We start from the raw sequence: 18,192 nt of genomic DNA, 5'->3' as shown, positions 1-18,192 counted from the left end.
AAATTAGTTCTTTTGGAATAAATATTTAAACGAAAGGAATTAAATTCTATTTTTGTAAAAAATAAATATCTAAAACAAGCGTCCATTGAGCCTTAAACAGAAAATAAACGACTGGATAGAAACCAAGTTCCTTATAGTAATTAGAAAGGAAGAGGACTTTTCGGTCATTACCTCTTTTAATATTACGAAAATCAGGGTTGGATTATTGTTAGTGTTTGTATTTATGACCTGTTTTTTGATTTCACTGTTTTTGTCCAAAACTTTATTGGCCAGATGGTTTGATCCGGTTTATATAGAGACAGAAAACATGGTTAAGATTCATGCCCTATCTGAAACGATTGATTCCCTGATTATGGAGGTCGATGCCAAAGACCAATATGTTAAGAACATACAAAATGTTATCTCAGGACAATTTGAAAACGAGACGCCAGCCAGTTCTGATACCTCAAGTAAACCGGTGGTAAATAGAGGGGAAATTGATTTGTATAAAAGTAGTGATGCTACCCAACAGATTATTGGAGAGTTTGAATCGCTACCCCTTGAAGAAACAAGTTTTGGAAGGATAAGTAGCGGGTCGTTTACAGATAATTATTTTTTCCCTCCTGTAAAAGGAGTTGTGACGAGTAGCTTCTCTGCTGGACAAAATCATTTCGGTGTAGACGTGGTGGCGGCAGAAAATGAACCGGTAAAAGCAATAGCAGATGGAACGGTAATATTCTCTAGCTGGACTCTAGAGACCGGCTATGTAGTAGCAGTACAGCATTCGAATGAATTGATTTCGATTTACAAACATAATTCTGTAATATTGAAATCCATTGGAGACCCTATCCGTGGTGGGGAGATATTATCTATTATCGGAAATACCGGTGAGCAAACTACAGGGCAGCACTTGCACCTTGAGCTATGGTATAGAGGAAATCCACTCGATCCCCAAGAATTTATTACATTTGATTAGATATGGCAAAAAATACTGATGACAGAAAAAACACTACTGAACTGGTTACTTCCAGTAATCTAGTGGCATTAGGAACAGTAATAGTAGGAAATATTGGTTCTCAGGGAAATATCCGTGTAGAAGGTACAGTGGATGGATCTCTGGATTCTCAAAAAAAGATTATAATTGGTGAATCGGCCAAAGTAAATGGAGACGTAAGAGCTGGAGATGTAGAAATTTCTGGTCATATAAAAGGAGATATCTATTGCACAGAATCTCTTTATCTCAAAAAATCAGCTTTGATCTATGGTGATATTTACACCAAAAAGTTAATCATAGAAAATGGAGCTGAGTTTAATGGCAAATGCAACATGGGCACCAATCATCAGTTAAAAGTGGAAAGAAAGGATGGAGAAACCAAAAAGCAAGCCTCCTCAAACTGATTCACCTGTTTATGTGAAATATTTTGGGTTGGCTTTTCAGATGTGTACCATTATAGGATTAGGTAGCTATCTGGGGTATAGGTTACATTTAAGAAGTAACATGGAGTTTCCACTCTATTTATTACTTGGCTGTTTTATTTCGACAGCCATAGCCTTTTACCAACTTTTTAAGTCAATTTCTCCCAATAAGAAAAAATAAAGTCAGACTTTGCCTTTCAATTCAAGCTTAAGATAAAATAATTAAAATGAAGGCTTTATTTAAAAATCCATTATTGGGTCTACTTTATTTTACGGTGTTTCTGGCAGTAATAGTATGGCTTATTGAACAATTTCTTCCAGGTCCTTGGTTGCATACCTTGGTTTATTCAATACTATTTTTCTTTGCTGTGCTTACCGGAGTCACAGGTTTTTTGGCTGGTAAATTAATGAAATTAGAAACATTTACTAGTGTTTCTGTCATTTTGGGCACCACTATAATTAGACTTATTTGCTGTATTGTCTTCGTTTTTTTGATTTTATGGCAGGGGCATGAAAATTTACTTTGGTTTGTTGTGGATTTCTTTATCATTTATTTGTTGTACTTATTGTTTGATATGTACGGCTTAATAACTAATTTGCGCCTTCATTCGAAATAGGGGATAAAAATTGTTTTGATGGTCCGCAAATTTATCAGGTTAAGTATCTTAATGTCAGTAATTTTACTGACATTTTCTGCAGCAGTTATGGCTGCCTCAGGTGGTGATGAAGATAAAACAAGCTTCATTATGCACCATATTAAGGATTCTCATGAATGGCATTTTGCCACCATGGGACATACTCATGTAACACTCGCTCTACCAGTGATTATCTATTCTGCTGATAGAGGTGTTGAGTTTTATTCCTCATCGTCCTTTGTAGATCCCGAAACCCATCACTTTGGTGTTGAGCACAACGGGTACTACATAGACGAGCATGACAAGCTTCAAGCAGTGGATGAAAGCAGGTCTTTCACTGATTTGAGCATTACTAAGAATGTTGCAATGCTTTTTTTGATATTGGCGGTAACGCTTTATCTTATGCTGTCAACTTCTAGGTACTATAAGAAGCATCCCAATAAAGCCCCAAGGGGAGTCGCCTCATTTGTGGAACCAATTGTTATTTTTGTAAGAGATGAGATAGCTCGTCCGAACATTGGTCCGAAATACAAAAAATTCACGCCATACCTTTTGACCTTATTCTTCTTTATTTGGATAGGGAATCTATTGGGCTTATTGCCAGGTGCGGCTAACCTTACAGGCAACATTGCTGTTACGATTACTTTGGCGATGATAACTTTCTTCATTACCAATTTTAATGGTAATAAAGATTATTGGAAACATGTAGTAGCTACTCCAGGTGTTCCATTACCACTATTGCTTATTATTGTTCCAGTTGAGATTATTGGTTTGTTTACCAAGCCTTTCGCACTTACTGTTCGACTATTTGTAGCGATCACAGCAGGTCATATTGTAATCCTAAGTTTTATAGGGTTGATATTTGTTTTCGAATCCTATGCAGTGGGCGTAGCTTCCACATTGATGGTAGTGTTCATTAATGTGATCGAATTATTAGTAGCCACTATTCAGGCTTACGTATTTACTTTATTCTCTGCCATGTACATAGGTTCAGCTGTAGCTGAGCATGGACATGAGCATTAATTATGAATTCTTTGTTCAATTAAATTAAATAAAAAACGAGTATGTTAACTTCATTATTATTGACTGCCGGTTTTGCACTTATGGGTGCTGGTATCGGTGCTGGAATTGTTGCGATAGGCGCAGGTCTGGGTATTGGTAGAATCGGTGGACAAGCCATGGAAGGTATTGCACGTCAGCCTGAGGCTGCTGGTAAAATCCAGACTGCAATGTTGATCATCGCTGCCCTTATTGAAGTAGTTTCCTTGTTTGCTGTAGTAGTTTGTCTACTTATCGCACTTAACGGAAATCTTACTTTCTAGAAACAGAAATTGGACCGGCATTAGGCCGGTCCTTTCTTAATTATTGAACAAAACTGATATTTAGCTTAAAAAAATACACGAAATGGATCTGATTACTCCTGGTTTAGGTTTGATTATTTGGCAACTGATAGGTTTTGCCATCTTATTTTTCATTTTAGCCAAATTTGCTTGGAAGCCAATTCTTTCTGCGCTTGATGAGCGTGACAGCACTATTGAGGCATCATTGAATGAGGCTGAGAAAGCAAGGCTAGAAATGCAAAATCTGGTTGCTGACAATGAGCGTTTACTTCAAGAGGCAAGAGTGGAAAGGGATGAGATTTTAAAGTCTGCAAATGAGTTTGCTTCCCAAACCATGGAAATTGCAAAAGAAGAAGCTGCTAAAGTAGGTGCTAAAATGATTGAAGAAGCCAAAGCTGTTATTGAAACTGAAAAACAAGCTGCTTTAACTGATGTTAAAATTCAGGTAGCAGAACTTTCGCTTCAGGTGGCTGAGAAACTTATGAGACAAAATCTCTCAAGTGAAGCTTCTCAAAAAGAATTAGTAGAAGAATTTGTTAAGGATATTAAATTAAACTAACCTACAGGAATGTCAGCATACAGAGTAGCTTCTCGTTACGCAAAATCACTGCTGGAACTCGCAGTAGAAAAAAGTGAATTGGAACAGGTGCATTCAGACATGTCCACTGTTTTGTCCTTAAGCGGAGATTCATCTTTTTTGGATATGGTTAAAAGTCCTGTCATAAGTTCTGAAAAAAAGACAGAAATTTTAAAGTTGCTAGTGGGAGAAAAAACCACTGCATTGACGATAAAGTTTTTTGAATTAGTTGGTGAAAAAGGCAGAACAGCATTTCTTCCAGAAATGGCCACTGCTTTTATCCGACTATACAATGAGCACCTTGGGATACAAACTGCAGAAGTGGTTAGTACCATTCAGCTGGATGATGAACTTCGAAATTCCTTCAAGGATATCGTTAAGGAGGTTTCCGGCAAAAACAAAGTAACACTTGTAGAGAAGATCAATCCAAACCTTATAGGTGGTTTTGTTCTTAGAATTGGTGACAAACAACTTGATGAATCTATCAAGAGTAAGTTACAACAATTGCGTCTGGACTTTACCCAGAACCTTTACGAGAAAAAATATTAAGAAGAAATTAAGCTGTAATCAATAATACTATACAATAATGGCAGATGTAAGACCTGATGAAGTTTCGGCAATATTGAAAGAGCAACTCTCGGAAGCCAAGACTCAAGCAGAATTGGAAGAAGTGGGTACTGTACTCCAAGTTGGTGACGGTGTAGCCCGTATATACGGACTCTCTAAAGCGCAAGCAGGGGAGTTGATCGAATTTGAGAATGGTTTGAGAGCCATGGTCCTCAATTTGGAAGAAGACAATGTAGGTGCTGTGCTCTTTGGAGAAGCTAAATCCGTAAGAGAAGGCGATACCGTTAAAAGAACTAAAAGGATTGCCTCCATTAAAGTAGGTAATGGTATGCTGGGTAGGGTGGTAGACACCTTAGGTATTCCTATTGATGGTAAAGGTGCTTTGGAAGGAGATCTTTATGAAATGCCTCTTGAAAGGAAAGCTCCTGGTGTAATTTACCGTCAGCCGGTAACTGAACCATTGCAAACTGGTATCAAATCTATTGATGCTATGATTCCAATCGGTAGAGGTCAGCGTGAATTGATTATCGGTGACAGACAAACAGGTAAAACTGCTGTTGCTATCGATACAATTCTTAACCAAAAAGAATTTTATGACAAAGGGGAGCCAGTTTTCTGTATTTATGTTGCCATAGGTCAGAAAGCATCTACAGTTGCCAACGTGGTTGCAGCCCTTGAAAAAGGAGGCGCTTTGCCTTATACTGTTATCGTAAGTGCATCTGCTGCAGATCCTGCACCTATGCAATTCTTTGCTCCATTTACTGGTGCAACCATTGGAGAGTTTTTCCGTGATACAGGAAAGCCTGCCTTGGTAGTTTATGATGATCTTTCTAAACAAGCTGTAGCTTACCGTGAGGTTTCTTTGTTGTTGAGAAGACCTCCAGGACGTGAAGCCTATCCTGGTGATGTATTTTATCTTCATTCCAGATTATTGGAAAGAGCAGCAAAAATCAACTCTTCGGACGAGATTGCAAGGCAAATGAATGATTTACCACCTTCTTTAGTTCCTTTGGTAAAAGGAGGAGGATCTCTTACTGCTTTGCCTATAATTGAAACTCAAGCTGGTGACGTTTCTGCCTATATTCCTACCAATGTTATTTCCATTACTGATGGACAAATATTCTTGGAAACAAACCTTTTCAACGCAGGTATTCGCCCTGCCATTAACGTAGGTATTTCAGTATCTCGTGTTGGTGGTAATGCGCAGATCAAAGCCATGAAAAAAGTTGCAGGTACCTTGAAACTTGATCAGGCTGCCTTCCGTGAATTGGAAGCTTTCTCTAAGTTTGGATCAGATCTTGACCCTACTACTAAGCGAACAATCGAAAGAGGTAGAAGGAATCAGGAAATCTTGAAGCAAGGACAATATTCTCCAGTAAGAGTTGACCTTCAGGTAGCCATTATCTATGCTTCTTCTAAAGGTTTATTGGATAATGTACCAGTAGGAAAAGTAAGAGAATTCGAGAAGGATTTTTACAATCTTATCATCGCTCAATACCCTGAAGCACTTACTGCTATCAATAAAGGAGACCTAAATACTGCTGGTGACTTGCTGAAAAAAGCTGTAGAGGAGTTAGCTCCTAAATACAAAGCTTAATTAGCACTGGTCTTAAACAGTATACAAGTAAGAAGGATATAGAATAATTATGGCGAATCTAAAGGAAGTAAAAGAAAGGATCAATTCGGTAAGCTCTACCCAGCAGATTACCAAAGCCATGAAAATGGTAGCGGCTGCTAAATTGAGAAGGGCACAGGAAAAAATTGTGCAGATGAGACCCTATTCTCAAAAATTGACTTCCATCCTAAATAATATTTCTTCTGGAGCAGAAGGAGTGGCAGACATAGCGTATGCCCAAGAACGTAGTGTTGCGAATGTGCTGATAGTGCCAATTACATCCGATAAGGGACTATGTGGTGCTTTTAATTCCAATGTTATCAAGGCTTCTAATGTGGTTATCCAGGAGCATGAAGGTAAAGCTATTACTGTCATGCCTATTGGAAAGAAGGCCATGGATTTCTTTAAAAAGCAGGAGTATCCTTTGATTTCTGAATATGCTGGATTGTTTGAAAATATCACATTCGATCCAATTAAAGCTGCCGCAGAATTTGTAATGGATGCTTTTGTTAATGGAGAATATGATCATGTGGTTTTGGTGTACAACCAATTTAAAAATGTAGCCACTCAGCTTGTTGTTAAAGAGCAATTTCTGCCAATTTCTAAAATTGAGTCAGAAGGTGATGATAAATCCCAACAGGATTATATTGTAGAGCCTTCTAGAGATTACATCATCGAAGAATTAGTTCCTAATTCCTTGAAGATCCAGTTTTATAAGGCCATTTTGGATAGCAACGCCTCTGAGCATGGTGCAAGGATGACTGCCATGAGTAAAGCCACTGACAATGCGGCTGATCTCTTGAAAGATTTGAAACTTGTTTACAATAGAACCAGACAAGCTGCCATTACCAACGAAATTCTTGAAATCGTTGCTGGTGCAAATGCATTGGAAGGTAAGTAATAAGTTATCACTTTAAGATAATTGAAGCCGGTTGTGTAAGCAACCGGCTTTTCTAGTTTTTAGAAGGTCTGCTTAGCTGCCAGAAATAATGGATGCTCATACTTTGCTTGTCCATCTTATTTTACACAATACCACTTCCAATTTTTTAACCCGGATTATGTAATAGGATTTCTCCGCCCTGACATTGTCAGGGGTGAAGCCTGTCCCGTGTTTACGGGAAGTGTTGCAATCGCAAGAAAATCAGACTGTTTGGAGATTTTAACATAGCACCGCTATGGTGAAATTGAAAACAGCAACGAAGTGGCTGATTTTGAAGCGATTTCAGCACGTAATAGAATGTCTATTGCCTATTTCGGGTTGAAGTATACTTTAGGATTATTAAAATTTTCCCTCTTTTATATTTTACCCAGCTCCCTGTATCCGGATTGGTTAGTACTGATATTGAATAATTTCTTCGCTTTATAAGTAGGCTGTTGGCCTTATGATGCTTAGTTACTTGGTGCGGATTGTTTCCTTTGCGCTTTTATTCTTATCTTAACAATGTTGAGGCGGTGTACCTCTACGGAGAAACCTAAATGAATCATGAATTGGTTGATTGGGGAAAGGTTATAGTATATAGCTGAGTAATTTCTCTACGAGTTTGTCTATGTTAGTCATTGTTTTGCCCTGTATTGAATATTCCCGTTCTTATGGAAATTGTAGAAATTGACCAATTTTTAAAGCAAAAAAATGATTACCCGGTACTAGATACCCGGTCTCCGGGCGAATACGCTGCGGGGCATATTCCTAGGGCCATAAACCTTCCTTTATTTGACAATGTACAAAGAGCTACAATAGGCAGCATTTACAAGGAAGAAGGTCGCGAAAAAGCCATTAAGGTTGGACTTAGGTTGGTAGGGTCAAAGTTGGTGCGTTTTATCGAGATTGCTGAATCTTTTGGTTCTAAAAAATTGCTTATACATTGCTGGAGAGGGGGAATGCGTTCTTCAAGCCTGGCTTGGTTACTTGAACTCTATGGTTTTGAAATTCAGGTGTTGAAAGGAGGGTATAAATCCTACAGAAATTATTTGTTGTCTTTCTTTGAACAACCGCTTAAGCTTAAAATTTTATCAGGGTCTACAGGATCCATGAAAACCTTTCTTCTAGAAGAAATGCAAAGAATGGGTGCTCAAGTTGTAGATCTTGAGAAATTGGCCCACCATCAAGGTTCTTCCTTTGGAAGTCATAATGAAGGAGAGCAACCTACTTCCGAACAATTTCAAAATGATATTCTTGAGAATTTTTTAAAATTCTCCCTTGAAAAGGCCATTTGGTTGGAAGATGAATCTTTTATAATTGGGAAGACCCATTTGATATCGGGCTTGTACCAATTAATGCAAAAATCTCCTCGTTACCTCATTGTATTACCAATAGAACAACGACTTGAGGTTCTAGTAAAAGGGTATGGCAATCTACCCAAGGAAAAACTTATTCAATCTACTCTTAACATCGCCAAAAAGTTGGGAAAAGAAAATACTCAACGCGCTGTTGCTCATATTGAAAATGGAGAAATGAAGGAAGCGGCCAGGATAATATTGACCTATTATGATAAAGCCTATTCAAAAGGAATAAATAAAAAAGCAGCTACTATCGAAAAGAAATTTCAACTAAGTATAGATAACCTCGAACGCGTCGCTCACTCTCTTATGAAAGTTGATTAATAGAAACATGGAAAACCATACATTTAAGCTTACAAAATACAGTCATGGAGCTGGTTGTGGATGTAAAATCTCTCCGGCAGTACTAAGTGAAATCCTAAATAGTGAGAATACTGCTAAAATTAATTTTCCCAACCTACTTGTAGGTAACGAGGAGAGTGATGATGCAGCGGTTGTCAGCTTAGATGGAGAAACGGCCATTGTTAGTACCACAGATTTTTTTATGCCTATTGTTGATGACCCTTTTGATTTTGGTGCCATTGCTGCTACTAATGCTTTGAGTGACATTTATGCAATGGGAGCCACGCCTTTAATGGCTATTGCGATTCTTGGTTGGCCCATCTCAAAATTGCCGGCTGCTGTAGCTGCTAAGGTCTTGGAAGGCGGTAGGTCTGTCTGTCACAAAGCTGGTATTCCTCTCGCGGGAGGGCATAGTATAGATGCGCCAGAGCCTATTTTTGGTTTGGCAGTAACGGGCAAAATTGCCGTTAATCATGTAAAAAGAAACAGTACTGCAAAAGTTGGTGATCGCTTGTACTTGACCAAACCAATTGGAGTGGGGATGGTGACAACTGCTGAAAAGAAAGAGTTGGCCGATAAGAATGATGTGCTTCAGGCAAAAACCTCCATGTTGAAGCTCAATGACATTGGGGCAGAAGCAGCAGCCTGGACAGAAGTACATGCAATGACCGATGTAACAGGTTTCGGTTTAGGTGGGCACCTAACGGAAATGTGTAAAGGTGCTGCTGTCTCGGCGCAACTAAGATTGGATGACATCCCTTGTTTTGACTTTGTCCAAAAGTACATAGACCTGGATTGCATTCCGGGTGGTACATACAGGAATTGGGATAGTTATGGACAGGGAATCGCAGTAAGCAGCGAAAGGGATAAATTGATATTGGCCGACCCACAGACAAGTGGTGGGTTATTGATGGCTGTAGATCCTGATAAATCAGATCTGTTTGAAAGGAAAATGAAAGAAAAAGGCTGTAATTTGTCTTCTTTTGGAGAAATCATCTCAAAGCATGAGAAAATAATTTATATAAATAATTTAGTTTGATTCGAGTTAGAGAATAAGGTTTTTGGCTTAGCCAGTTATAGTCAGTTCTTCAATTGCAGAACTGACTATAATACTTTTCTGACTTTACTTAACAATAGGTATTGCCTGTATTTCTTTAATTCCCAATCAATTTATTGATTTGGTTAAGAAGAGCAACCCTTTTTATTTCTGCCTCATTCAAGGGAAGGCCTTTTTTCATTCCAGGCCGTTTATGACCTGTATGATTGAGCAACGCATCCTTGGTAATGGATTGTTTTTCTTTGACTAGGGCCAAGACTTCCGGTCCATGATCTATTTTGCTAAAGACTAACTCTGGATTGTCTTCCATTAGGTACTCGCTTTCTCCTAATCCCTGAAGTAGGCTTCTAGCCATTATCCAATGGCCTTGATCGGCAGGGTGAACACCATCTTTTGCCAATTCAAAAGAGGGATTATGCTGACGTTGGTCATCCTGAAATTTTCGCATTGGCCAATGCAAGTCAATTACCTTCCAATTTTCAGTATATCGCTGGCTTACTAACCAAGAAGCATATATATCCAGAACATTGGCATAAGCGGCGCCTTTGTTTTCATCGTATATTGGAGGTGTACTGTGTATGATCTGAGCTCCTATTGCCAGGGCCTTTAGATGTAATTTCTTCTGCCCTTGTTTGTAGGCCTCAAAACGTTGCTCGTCAAAGGGAAGGTAAATGCCGTCATTCATCCCGTAATTGGAAAAAATTAGATCTGGTTTTATTTCATCCAATACCCTATCCAGTCTTTCATGTAAGTCAGGTCGAGGAAATTCTCCTCCTGCATGGCCCTCTTCAGAAAGTCCTGAAACAGTTTCACTAGGCAAGCCAACATTGATGAAATCCCAGTCCCTTTCTGGATGAGAAAGCCTGAGATAGGTTTCTACATAATCAACATACTGGCCGGAATAGGTGATGCTATTGCCGAGAAAAAGAACTTTTTTTGCAGTGCTGGGGATGGAATAGGTTTCCGGTGCTGTAAGGTTTGGGATAAGAAGCGCCCAAAGGAAAAATCCTAGTATTGATTTAAGTAACATTGGTTAAAGTTATGTGATCAAATTTGGCCTTCAATATACTTAAATTTGTTTTAAAGGTCTTGTTGATCTGTATTCCTTTTGTTGAGCCAACTGGATAATTTAGCAAGATCTTCCTCTATAATTTCTCGTTCTTTTTGATTCTCATTAAGTTTTTTCATCATCTTTTTTATTTGGTAATCAGGCTTTACAGCCAATAACCTGTAAAAGAAACTAGCAAATATAAACCCTTCCCTTGCTTTCATTAATAAAGCCCGAAGTTTATATCCACGAGACAATTGCGTTATTTTGGCTACTTTAACCAGCCTTAATGACCTGACGAATGAGACAAAAGGCAATAGTATAATCAATAAATCGATCCAGTTTTTCTTGATATAATTGAATTTGTCATTAGCTATGGCTATCAATAGTAGAAATTCAAAAGTAAAGGCCAGCCAGATAAACCCCTGAACCAAGCCTAGTATTAGGGATAGATCTGTATTTAAGAACGTTTCTACCTCTTCATAAAACTGCCATTCTATTAACAACACGGGGATTATCAAAAGTGCAATAACAATCATAGGAATTGAAAATTGCTTTTTCAGGTGATTGAATAAGCCCTCATTGCACTTTGACCAAGCATAAAATGGTAGCCAGATTTTTTCCGGTTCAAGTAAGTGGCGTTGGCCAATGGCTATAGGAGGGAAAATTAAACAGAGTAACTTTCTAATAAATGAACTTTGGGCTATTTTGATTTTATTGGTATAGGCCAAAAAAATCACCATCAAGGCATCCAACACAAATAAGCCCCATAACAGACCGTAGATTACAGCTAAACTAGATATGAAGGAAGAGTACTGCAATTCACCTTCGTTTACTGAGAAATTATTTATAATAGCCGCTGCTATTACTAGCATGATCAAAGCGATAATGAATTTTGGCCAAACAATTATTTCCTGGTATTTGGTAAGTTTATTTACCGCCTTTATCCGAAGCCCTGTTTGTAAGGAGTTGTCCCTATTCGATTGAACTTGCAATAGGAGCGGATAGTCTTTAGAAAGTTTGCCAATAGGAGAAAGGACCTGCTCTCTTTGCAAAATAGCTTCCATCTGAGCTATGATGAAGGGATTTTGACATCGGTCAATGGCTGAAATTAAGGCTGCTTTTTTATCGACAGTTTTTTGGTCCATAACAGTTGGTTAAAGAACAAAGGTAAGGGCTAAAGGCTGTACTCCAAAAACCTGGTTTACTCATTGTATTTGGAAGGAGTCAGGAATGTTTATTTTACCTTTTTAGATGCTACGTTTAATCATAGAATGGAGTGTAGATGTGGGACCAGAAAGAGTTTGATAGGAATACTGGGAGACTACAATAGGAAGAATACCAAGCTTGTGAAAGATGTTTTCCAGTTTTAGGTTTGATGAATGCAGGTAATTGGGTAAGTGTTTGAAATTGTTTAAGTTATATAAGAATGATTGGATTTCTATAAATAGGGTTTTGAAAGCGAAAGAATAATATTTTAGAATTTGACTTTACATTGTTTTTGTCATAAATACTCACTAAATTTTCAACAAAGACTACAGAAATGAGCAAAGACAAAGGAGAAAAAAAAGATCCCAAAAAGAAAGCAGGGAAAACCCTGATGGAAAAAAGGGCGGATAAGAAAGCCAAAGAGTTGGACAAGAAACGCAACGGATAGCTTTAACCATGAATTTAGATAACAATGCCCGGAGATTTCTCTTGGGCATTGTTTGAATTAAACCCAGTCGCAAATGACCTACACAAAATCCGCAAAAACTTATCGGAAAGTGGTGCTCACCTTATTCCTATTGCTAAATGTCAGTTCGGCAATTGCCCAAGCGCAAGACCTTGTAATCGCTACTTTTAATATTCGTTATGATAACCCCAATGACGCACCCAATACGTGGGAAAACCGCAAGCTACCTGTCAGTCAATTAATTCGTTTTCATTCATTTGATATTTTTGGAATTCAAGAGGGCTTGCACCATCAAGTAAAAGACCTTGAAAGTCTTTTACCAAATTTTGCCTTTGTAGGCAAGGGTAGGGATGATGGTAAAGAAAAAGGAGAATATTCTGCTATATTCTATCAAAAAGAAAAATACAAAGTAGAAGAAAGCGCTACCTTTTGGTTGGCACCGGAGACTGATCATCCAAACAAGGGCTGGGATGCTGCACTGCCTAGGGTTTGTACCTGGGCCAGAATGGTTGAAATAGCTACGGGGAGAAGTTTTTATGTTTTCAATACTCATTTTGATCATCGCGGTGTTGAAGCGAGGAATCAAAGTGCGGCATTGATTCTTGATAAAATTAAAACCATTAATTCGCAAAATCTTCCGGTATTTTTAATGGGAGATTTTAATGTCGACCAAAGCACAGATGCTTACCGTTTATTAAAAAATGCTGAGGGAATGAAAGATACCTTCGACTCAGCCGATTTTGTATATGCAAACAACGGAAGCACCAACGCTTTTGACCTTACTAAAAGTCATGACAGGATCATTGACCATATATTTGTCAGTAAAGGTTTAAAGGTCAAGAAATATGGTATACTTACTGATACCTATCAGAACCGTTTTCCTTCGGATCACTTTCCAGTGATGGCAGTAATTGCCTGGTAATTTTAGGGTAGCACCGCTATGTTGAACCTGTCTGCCGACATGAAGGCTTGATAAAAGCAATGAAGTGGTTGATTTTGAAGTGATTTTAGCACGGTACAGGTTTACTTTAGCCTAATTTCGGTTTGAACCCGGGAGAGCACTTTTCCTTCGATTTATAAAGCAGTTTGCAAACAAACCCTAAGGTACAATCTAAGTTTATAACCGTTTAAGGATTAGGTATAGGTTTTAGTTTTGATTTTTAATATACTGCTTATTGTTTATGAGGAAAATACTAATCCTTCTAAAAAAGCTTGGTATGATTTAAAATTTATGAGTATAGTTTGAAGTAATCAATTGTAAACCTGATATGGATTCAACCAACAAAGACACCCGAAGAAAATTTATTAAGACTTCCGGAATGGCCACACTAGGCTTTATGGGACTTTACCAATTTATAAATCCAGGTAGCGTTATGGGGAGCACAGCAGCTCCTGCGGCATTGGGCTATGGGCCATTAAAAAAGGATCCCGCGGGGATTTTAAATCTGCCTGAAGGTTTTTCCTATAAGATTCTGACAAAGAAAGGCGACAAGATGGACGATGGTTTTTATTTGCCGGGAGCCTCAGATGGAATGGGAGCCTTCCAAGGAAAAAATGGTAGAACAATTGTTGTTCGGAACCACGAACTTAGTCCAGATTCTTTAGAGAATTCTGGTTTTGGAAAGAACAATGAATTGTTAGATAAGCTTCCTTCTAAAGATTTTTATGATTTTGGAAAAGGATTATTGCCAGGACTTGGTGGTACTTCTACCTTTGTTTATAATGAAAATACAGGAGAATTAGAGAAGCAGTATATCAGCTTGGCAGGAACTGTAAGGAATTGTGCAGGAGGCATTACTCCTTGGGGAAGTTGGTTGACTTGTGAAGAAAGTACGCTCAAAAAGGGAGGTTATGAAGGACGTTTAGAGAAAGACCATGGTTTTGTTTTTGAAGTGCCTGCCTCAGAGAAAATTCAAAGGGCAAAGCCTTTACCAATCAAAGCTATGGGTAGGTTTAACCATGAAGCTGTAGCCGTTGATCCAGCATCAGGGGTGGTTTATCTTACAGAAGATCGGGGAGATGGTATCTTCTACCGTTACATACCTAACAGCCCTGGAAAGCTTCTTAAAGGCGGGAAACTTCAGGCACTTGCCATTCTGGGTGAAAAAAGCAGAGATACCAGAAACTGGGAAGACAGTGAAGGACCTGAATTTCCATTGATGAAAAGTCATGACGTGACTTGGATAGACATTGAAAATGTAGAAAGTCCTGAAGATGACCTTCGGTTCCAAGGTTTTGATAAAGGCGCTGCAGTATTTGCTAGAGGAGAAGGTATTTGGTATGGTGATAAGGAAGTTTATTTTGCATGTACCAACGGTGGTAAAATAGGTGCGGGACAGGTTTTTCGATACACACCAAGTGTAGATGAAGGAACAGCAGCAGAAAAAAATAACCCTGGAAAGTTGACCCTATTTGTAGAATCAGTAGACAGAGAAATTTTGAAAAACTGTGATAACTTGGCTGTTGCCCCTTGGGGAGATGTGATATTGGTTGAAGACCACAAACATCCATTCCTTGTTGGTGTCAATCCAAAAGGAGAGTTGTATCATTTGGCTGAGAATGTAGGTTATGAGTCAGAGATGGCCGGAGGGGTGTTTTCACCTTCTGGAAAAACCTATTTTGTGAATATCCAGGGACCTGGAATCACATTGGCCATAACTGGACCTTGGAAAACTTAAGTTATTAATCAGATAAAATCCCCCCACCTTCCTGCGAATTGAAGATGGGGTATAATTATTAAATACAAAAACACTTAAGGTTCGGCAAATGTGCCTTGACCTTGTGAAATTGCAAAATAGAAGGATGAACAATGATTGAGTGACTTTTGGTCTGATTGTATAAGAAATGGATAAGGTAAATATAATGGGCGATTGATTACTTTGGAATTATAAGGAATCAGAGCTTAAATTTTAATAAAAATAGCGCTCAAACGGTTACTTTTTCCATATTTTACAGCTCAGGTCAGAATAGTTTTGTTATTCATTAAAACATCATCTATATTTGCCACTCAAAATTAAAAATGATGGCCACTCAAAAGACCAAAAAAGGGAAAGCAGCTCCTGATACATCCAATGAGCTTCTCGAGAATCCTGAAGCAATCGCTGACCGCTTAGGCAGAGGTGAGACTTTCTTGAAGGAAAACACCAAGTTGGTTGGTGGGATAATTGGATTAGCAATATTGGTTATTGCAGGAATTGTTGGATTTCAGATACATAAAGCCAACCAGAACAAGCAGGGACAGGCTGAAATGTTTCAAGCAGTATACTATTTCGAACAGGATAGTGTAAATTTTGCTTTAAATGGAGATGGTGTAGAACCAGGATTCCTAAGTATTATCGATGAATATGGAGGTACTGATGCCGCCAATTTGGCTCATTTCTACGCAGGATCTATCTACCTATCAAAAGGTGAATTTCAATCTGCTGTTGATCATTTGAAAAAGTTTTCTTCTTCTGATTTCTTGGTACAAGCGCATGCTTATGCCTTAACAGGAGATGCATACTTGGAGTTAGGTGAGTTGGATGAAGCCATCAGTTTCTATAAAGATGCTGCTGCTTACAAATCCAATGAATTTTTCACCCCTAAATATTTGACTAAATTAGCCATAGCCTATGAAGAGGCAGGGGATTTGAAGAATGCTATAGCTACTTACGAGGAGATAGAAACGAAATATTCGGATGCCTACGAATACAGTGAGGCGCGAAAGCAAAAAGCCCGCCTTGAAGGTCTGGCTTCTAATTGATATGAATTAAATCATTGATACAAAAGAGTAAGACCTGTAAGGTTTTACTCTTTTTTTGTGAATTAATATTAAACTTATGGCTACATCATTAAAAAATCTAAGTCAGCATACCCAAGAAAATGTTACTGATATAAGTGATAAAAAATTCGCTTTGGTAGTTGCTGAATGGAATGATGAAATCACCTCTTCTCTTTACAGTGGTGCTATCGAAACGCTTTTGCGCTACGGGGCGAAAAAGGAAAATATTTACAGAAAAAACGTACCTGGATCCTTCGAGCTCACGCTAGGTGCACAATGGTTGGCAAAACTTGATGAGATCGATGCAGTGATTTGTTTAGGTTGTGTTATCCAGGGAGAAACACGTCATTTTGATTTTATCTGTGATGCTGTTGCCAATGGTATTACTCAGGTAGGTTTAAAATATGATAAACCTGTGATCTTTGGTGTGTTAACACCAGACAATCAGCAGCAAGCGCTGGATAGAGCGGGTGGGAAACATGGCAACAAAGGAGATGAAGCAGCCATCACGGCAATTAAAATGTTGGGCTTTTAAACCAATTCGAATCAACTTATTATTATAAATCTGTTATTCTAATGAAAATTATGAAATTTGGCGGTACTTCAGTAGGAAGACCGGAAAGAATGCATCAGGTTAAGGATCTGATCACATTAGATAATGAAAAGAAAATTGTGGTATTGTCTGCTTTGTCAGGGACTACCAATGCATTAGTAGGTATAGGTGATGCCTTATCTGCTGGTAAAAAAGAGGAAGCCAAGGATAAAATAGATAGTTTGCATGCGCATTATCTTGAGTTTTATCAGGATTTGCTGAGCTCAGAAGCAGGAAAAGCAAAAGCATTTCAGATTATCAATGAGCATTTTGAGTTCTTGACCATTATTCTTAAAATATCCTTCAACGAAGCGATTAATAAAGATATTCTTGCTCAAGGTGAATTGTTGTCTACCAAGCTTTTTTATACTTTGCTCCAAGAGCAGGGAATTCCAGCCGTGTTTTTGCCGGCCTTGGAATTCATGTGTATTGATGAAAACAATGAGCCTAACCTTGGGAAAATAGGTGAAAAATTGGGATCCATATTGTCTGGATATCCTGAAGAAAGCATATTTATAACTCAAGGATATATTTGCAAAAACCACTTGAATGAAGTGGATAACCTTAAAAGGGGAGGAAGTGATTATACAGCGTCTTTAATCGGATCTGTTATCTCTGCTTCAGTTGTTGAAATTTGGACGGATATTGATGGGATGCATAACAATGACCCACGCATAGTTGACCAAACCAGACCTATAGCCCAATTGTCTTTTGATGAGGCGGCTGAGTTGGCTTATTTTGGTGCTAAAATATTGCATCCTGCTTCTATCTGGCCTGCCCAGTTACATAATGTTCCAGTAAAGCTCCTTAATACCATGGAGCCTAGTGCCGCAGGTACGACCATCACAGGTGCTGGAGAAGGTACCGTCGGAGTCAAAGCAATTGCAGCTAAAGATGGAATTACTGCTGTAAAAATCAAGTCTAGCCGCATGCTTTTAGCACATGGATTTTTGAGAAAGGTTTTTGAGATTTTTGAAAAATACAAAACCTCGATTGATATGATCACAACCTCCGAGGTAGCCATATCCTTGACCTTAGACGATACCAGTCATTTGAAAGAGATCACTGCTGAACTAGAGAAACTAGGAAAAGTAGAAGTTGATCATTACTTGTCTATTATCTGCATCGTTGGTAATTCCATTATGGAAGAACCAAAAGTGTTGAATAAAATTATCACAAGTTTGGAAGGTTTTCCACTTAGAATGGTCTCTTATGGTGGAAGCAAACACAATGTGTCTCTATTAATTGATGGCAAACATAAAAATCAAGCCTTGAAAAGCTTGAACAATGGATTGTTTGAATTTAATTAATA

19 protein-coding genes are annotated in these 18,192 nt (G+C 38.4%); 17 read left to right on the top strand and 2 right to left on the bottom strand.

The genetic code is table 11. The features are described from left to right. Nucleotides 1-85: 85 nt before the first annotated feature. The 12 genes from AC13EX_RS06340 (at nucleotide 86) to selD (ending at nucleotide 9,787) form a co-directional block, all read left to right on the top strand. On the top strand, nucleotides 86-955 hold the full coding sequence (locus AC13EX_RS06340) for a M23 family metallopeptidase (RefSeq protein WP_048640939.1): 870 nt from the start codon (nucleotides 86-88) through the stop codon (nucleotides 953-955). A 2-nt stretch (nucleotides 956-957) separates the two neighbouring features. Beyond that, the gene (locus AC13EX_RS06335; protein ID WP_048640938.1) at nucleotides 958-1,377 is read left to right on the top strand and encodes a bactofilin family protein; all 420 of its coding nucleotides are present in this window, start codon (nucleotides 958-960) and stop codon (nucleotides 1,375-1,377) included. Beyond that, on the top strand, nucleotides 1,343-1,576 hold the full coding sequence (locus tag AC13EX_RS06330; RefSeq protein WP_084011648.1) for an AtpZ/AtpI family protein: 234 nt from the start codon (nucleotides 1,343-1,345) through the stop codon (nucleotides 1,574-1,576). The genes AC13EX_RS06335 and AC13EX_RS06330 overlap by 35 nt, the downstream gene beginning before the upstream one ends. 46 nt (nucleotides 1,577-1,622) lie before the next feature. Further along, complete coding sequence (locus tag AC13EX_RS06325; RefSeq protein ID WP_048640937.1) at nucleotides 1,623-2,012, top strand: hypothetical protein; 390 nt, start codon at nucleotides 1,623-1,625, stop codon at nucleotides 2,010-2,012. Nucleotides 2,013-2,030: 18 nt separating this feature from the next. Then, on the top strand, nucleotides 2,031-3,053 hold the full coding sequence (atpB, locus tag AC13EX_RS06320; RefSeq protein WP_339718090.1) for a F0F1 ATP synthase subunit A: 1,023 nt from the start codon (nucleotides 2,031-2,033) through the stop codon (nucleotides 3,051-3,053). A 41-nt stretch (nucleotides 3,054-3,094) separates the two neighbouring features. Then, nucleotides 3,095-3,352, top strand: coding sequence for an ATP synthase F0 subunit C (atpE, locus tag AC13EX_RS06315; protein WP_010854327.1), 258 nt, complete (start codon nucleotides 3,095-3,097; stop codon nucleotides 3,350-3,352). 82 nt (nucleotides 3,353-3,434) lie between these two features. Next, nucleotides 3,435-3,929, top strand: a complete 495-nt coding sequence (locus tag AC13EX_RS06310) for a F0F1 ATP synthase subunit B (RefSeq protein ID WP_048640935.1) — start codon at nucleotides 3,435-3,437, stop codon at nucleotides 3,927-3,929. A 9-nt stretch (nucleotides 3,930-3,938) separates the two neighbouring features. Continuing rightward, complete coding sequence (gene atpH, locus AC13EX_RS06305) at nucleotides 3,939-4,496, top strand: ATP synthase F1 subunit delta (RefSeq protein ID WP_482892006.1); 558 nt, start codon at nucleotides 3,939-3,941, stop codon at nucleotides 4,494-4,496. A gap of 37 nt (nucleotides 4,497-4,533) precedes the next feature. Next, entirely contained in the window at nucleotides 4,534-6,111 is a 1,578-nt protein-coding gene (atpA, locus tag AC13EX_RS06300; protein WP_048640933.1) for a F0F1 ATP synthase subunit alpha, read from the top strand. A gap of 49 nt (nucleotides 6,112-6,160) precedes the next feature. Further along, a complete protein-coding gene (atpG, locus tag AC13EX_RS06295) occupies nucleotides 6,161-7,030 on the top strand; it encodes an ATP synthase F1 subunit gamma (protein WP_482892005.1) in 870 nt (289 codons plus the stop codon). Nucleotides 7,031-7,719: 689 nt separating this feature from the next. Next, a complete protein-coding gene (gene mnmH, locus AC13EX_RS06290) occupies nucleotides 7,720-8,730 on the top strand; it encodes a tRNA 2-selenouridine(34) synthase MnmH (protein ID WP_482892003.1) in 1,011 nt (336 codons plus the stop codon). A 7-nt stretch (nucleotides 8,731-8,737) separates the two neighbouring features. Next, the gene (selD, locus tag AC13EX_RS06285) at nucleotides 8,738-9,787 is read left to right on the top strand and encodes a selenide, water dikinase SelD (protein WP_339715273.1); all 1,050 of its coding nucleotides are present in this window, start codon (nucleotides 8,738-8,740) and stop codon (nucleotides 9,785-9,787) included. 115 nt (nucleotides 9,788-9,902) lie between these two features. On the opposite strand, the gene AC13EX_RS06280 is transcribed toward selD, so the two are convergent. Next, nucleotides 9,903-10,835, bottom strand: coding sequence for an SGNH/GDSL hydrolase family protein (locus tag AC13EX_RS06280; RefSeq protein WP_482892002.1), 933 nt, complete (start codon nucleotides 10,833-10,835; stop codon nucleotides 9,903-9,905). A 50-nt stretch (nucleotides 10,836-10,885) separates the two neighbouring features. Beyond that, nucleotides 10,886-12,001, bottom strand: a complete 1,116-nt coding sequence (locus AC13EX_RS06275) for a hypothetical protein (RefSeq protein WP_482892001.1) — start codon at nucleotides 11,999-12,001, stop codon at nucleotides 10,886-10,888. Between the two features lie 582 nt (nucleotides 12,002-12,583). Between AC13EX_RS06275 and AC13EX_RS06270 the strand changes: the two genes are divergently transcribed. The 5 genes from AC13EX_RS06270 (at nucleotide 12,584) to AC13EX_RS06250 (ending at nucleotide 18,190) form a co-directional block, all read left to right on the top strand. Then, on the top strand, nucleotides 12,584-13,450 hold the full coding sequence (locus tag AC13EX_RS06270; protein ID WP_482891999.1) for an endonuclease/exonuclease/phosphatase family protein: 867 nt from the start codon (nucleotides 12,584-12,586) through the stop codon (nucleotides 13,448-13,450). 346 nt (nucleotides 13,451-13,796) lie between these two features. Beyond that, entirely contained in the window at nucleotides 13,797-15,206 is a 1,410-nt protein-coding gene (locus tag AC13EX_RS06265; RefSeq protein WP_482891998.1) for an alkaline phosphatase PhoX, read from the top strand. 344 nt (nucleotides 15,207-15,550) lie between these two features. Beyond that, on the top strand, nucleotides 15,551-16,270 hold the full coding sequence (locus tag AC13EX_RS06260; RefSeq protein ID WP_482892052.1) for a tetratricopeptide repeat protein: 720 nt from the start codon (nucleotides 15,551-15,553) through the stop codon (nucleotides 16,268-16,270). Nucleotides 16,271-16,346: 76 nt separating this feature from the next. Then, nucleotides 16,347-16,823 carry a 6,7-dimethyl-8-ribityllumazine synthase gene (gene ribH, locus AC13EX_RS06255; protein WP_048640926.1) on the top strand — a complete coding sequence of 159 codons (477 nt, stop codon included), beginning with the start codon at nucleotides 16,347-16,349 and terminating at the stop codon, nucleotides 16,821-16,823. A gap of 41 nt (nucleotides 16,824-16,864) precedes the next feature. Then, complete coding sequence (locus AC13EX_RS06250) at nucleotides 16,865-18,190, top strand: aspartate kinase (protein ID WP_482891997.1); 1,326 nt, start codon at nucleotides 16,865-16,867, stop codon at nucleotides 18,188-18,190. The last annotated feature ends 2 nt before the right edge of the window (nucleotides 18,191-18,192 follow it).

The organism is Cyclobacterium sp. L-R (genome assembly GCF_056859355.1).
The sequence above is the reverse complement of the archived record's forward strand: the minus strand, read 5'-3'. Positions and strand labels throughout refer to the sequence as shown.

Bases quoted from the DNA above. Each gene is read 5' to 3' on its own strand.
- AC13EX_RS06280 (WP_482892002.1), bottom strand. From the start codon at position 10,835: ATGTTACTTAAATCAATACTAGGATTTTTCCTTTGGGCGCTTCTTATC.
- atpH (WP_482892006.1), top strand. From the start codon at position 3,939: ATGTCAGCATACAGAGTAGCTTCTCGTTACGCAAAATCACTGCTGGAA.
- AC13EX_RS06325 (WP_048640937.1), top strand. From the start codon at position 1,623: ATGAAGGCTTTATTTAAAAATCCATTATTGGGTCTACTTTATTTTACG.
- AC13EX_RS06265 (WP_482891998.1), top strand. From the start codon at position 13,797: ATGGATTCAACCAACAAAGACACCCGAAGAAAATTTATTAAGACTTCC.
- AC13EX_RS06250 (WP_482891997.1), top strand. From the start codon at position 16,865: ATGAAAATTATGAAATTTGGCGGTACTTCAGTAGGAAGACCGGAAAGA.
- ribH (WP_048640926.1), top strand. From the start codon at position 16,347: ATGGCTACATCATTAAAAAATCTAAGTCAGCATACCCAAGAAAATGTT.
- mnmH (WP_482892003.1), top strand. From the start codon at position 7,720: ATGGAAATTGTAGAAATTGACCAATTTTTAAAGCAAAAAAATGATTAC.
- AC13EX_RS06335 (WP_048640938.1), top strand. From the start codon at position 958: ATGGCAAAAAATACTGATGACAGAAAAAACACTACTGAACTGGTTACT.
- atpE (WP_010854327.1), top strand. From the start codon at position 3,095: ATGTTAACTTCATTATTATTGACTGCCGGTTTTGCACTTATGGGTGCT.
- atpA (WP_048640933.1), top strand. From the start codon at position 4,534: ATGGCAGATGTAAGACCTGATGAAGTTTCGGCAATATTGAAAGAGCAA.
- AC13EX_RS06270 (WP_482891999.1), top strand. From the start codon at position 12,584: ATGACCTACACAAAATCCGCAAAAACTTATCGGAAAGTGGTGCTCACC.
- selD (WP_339715273.1), top strand. From the start codon at position 8,738: ATGGAAAACCATACATTTAAGCTTACAAAATACAGTCATGGAGCTGGT.
- AC13EX_RS06330 (WP_084011648.1), top strand. From the start codon at position 1,343: ATGGAGAAACCAAAAAGCAAGCCTCCTCAAACTGATTCACCTGTTTAT.
- AC13EX_RS06260 (WP_482892052.1), top strand. From the start codon at position 15,551: ATGGCCACTCAAAAGACCAAAAAAGGGAAAGCAGCTCCTGATACATCC.
- atpG (WP_482892005.1), top strand. From the start codon at position 6,161: ATGGCGAATCTAAAGGAAGTAAAAGAAAGGATCAATTCGGTAAGCTCT.
- AC13EX_RS06275 (WP_482892001.1), bottom strand. From the start codon at position 12,001: ATGGACCAAAAAACTGTCGATAAAAAAGCAGCCTTAATTTCAGCCATT.
- atpB (WP_339718090.1), top strand. From the start codon at position 2,031: ATGGTCCGCAAATTTATCAGGTTAAGTATCTTAATGTCAGTAATTTTA.
- AC13EX_RS06310 (WP_048640935.1), top strand. From the start codon at position 3,435: ATGGATCTGATTACTCCTGGTTTAGGTTTGATTATTTGGCAACTGATA.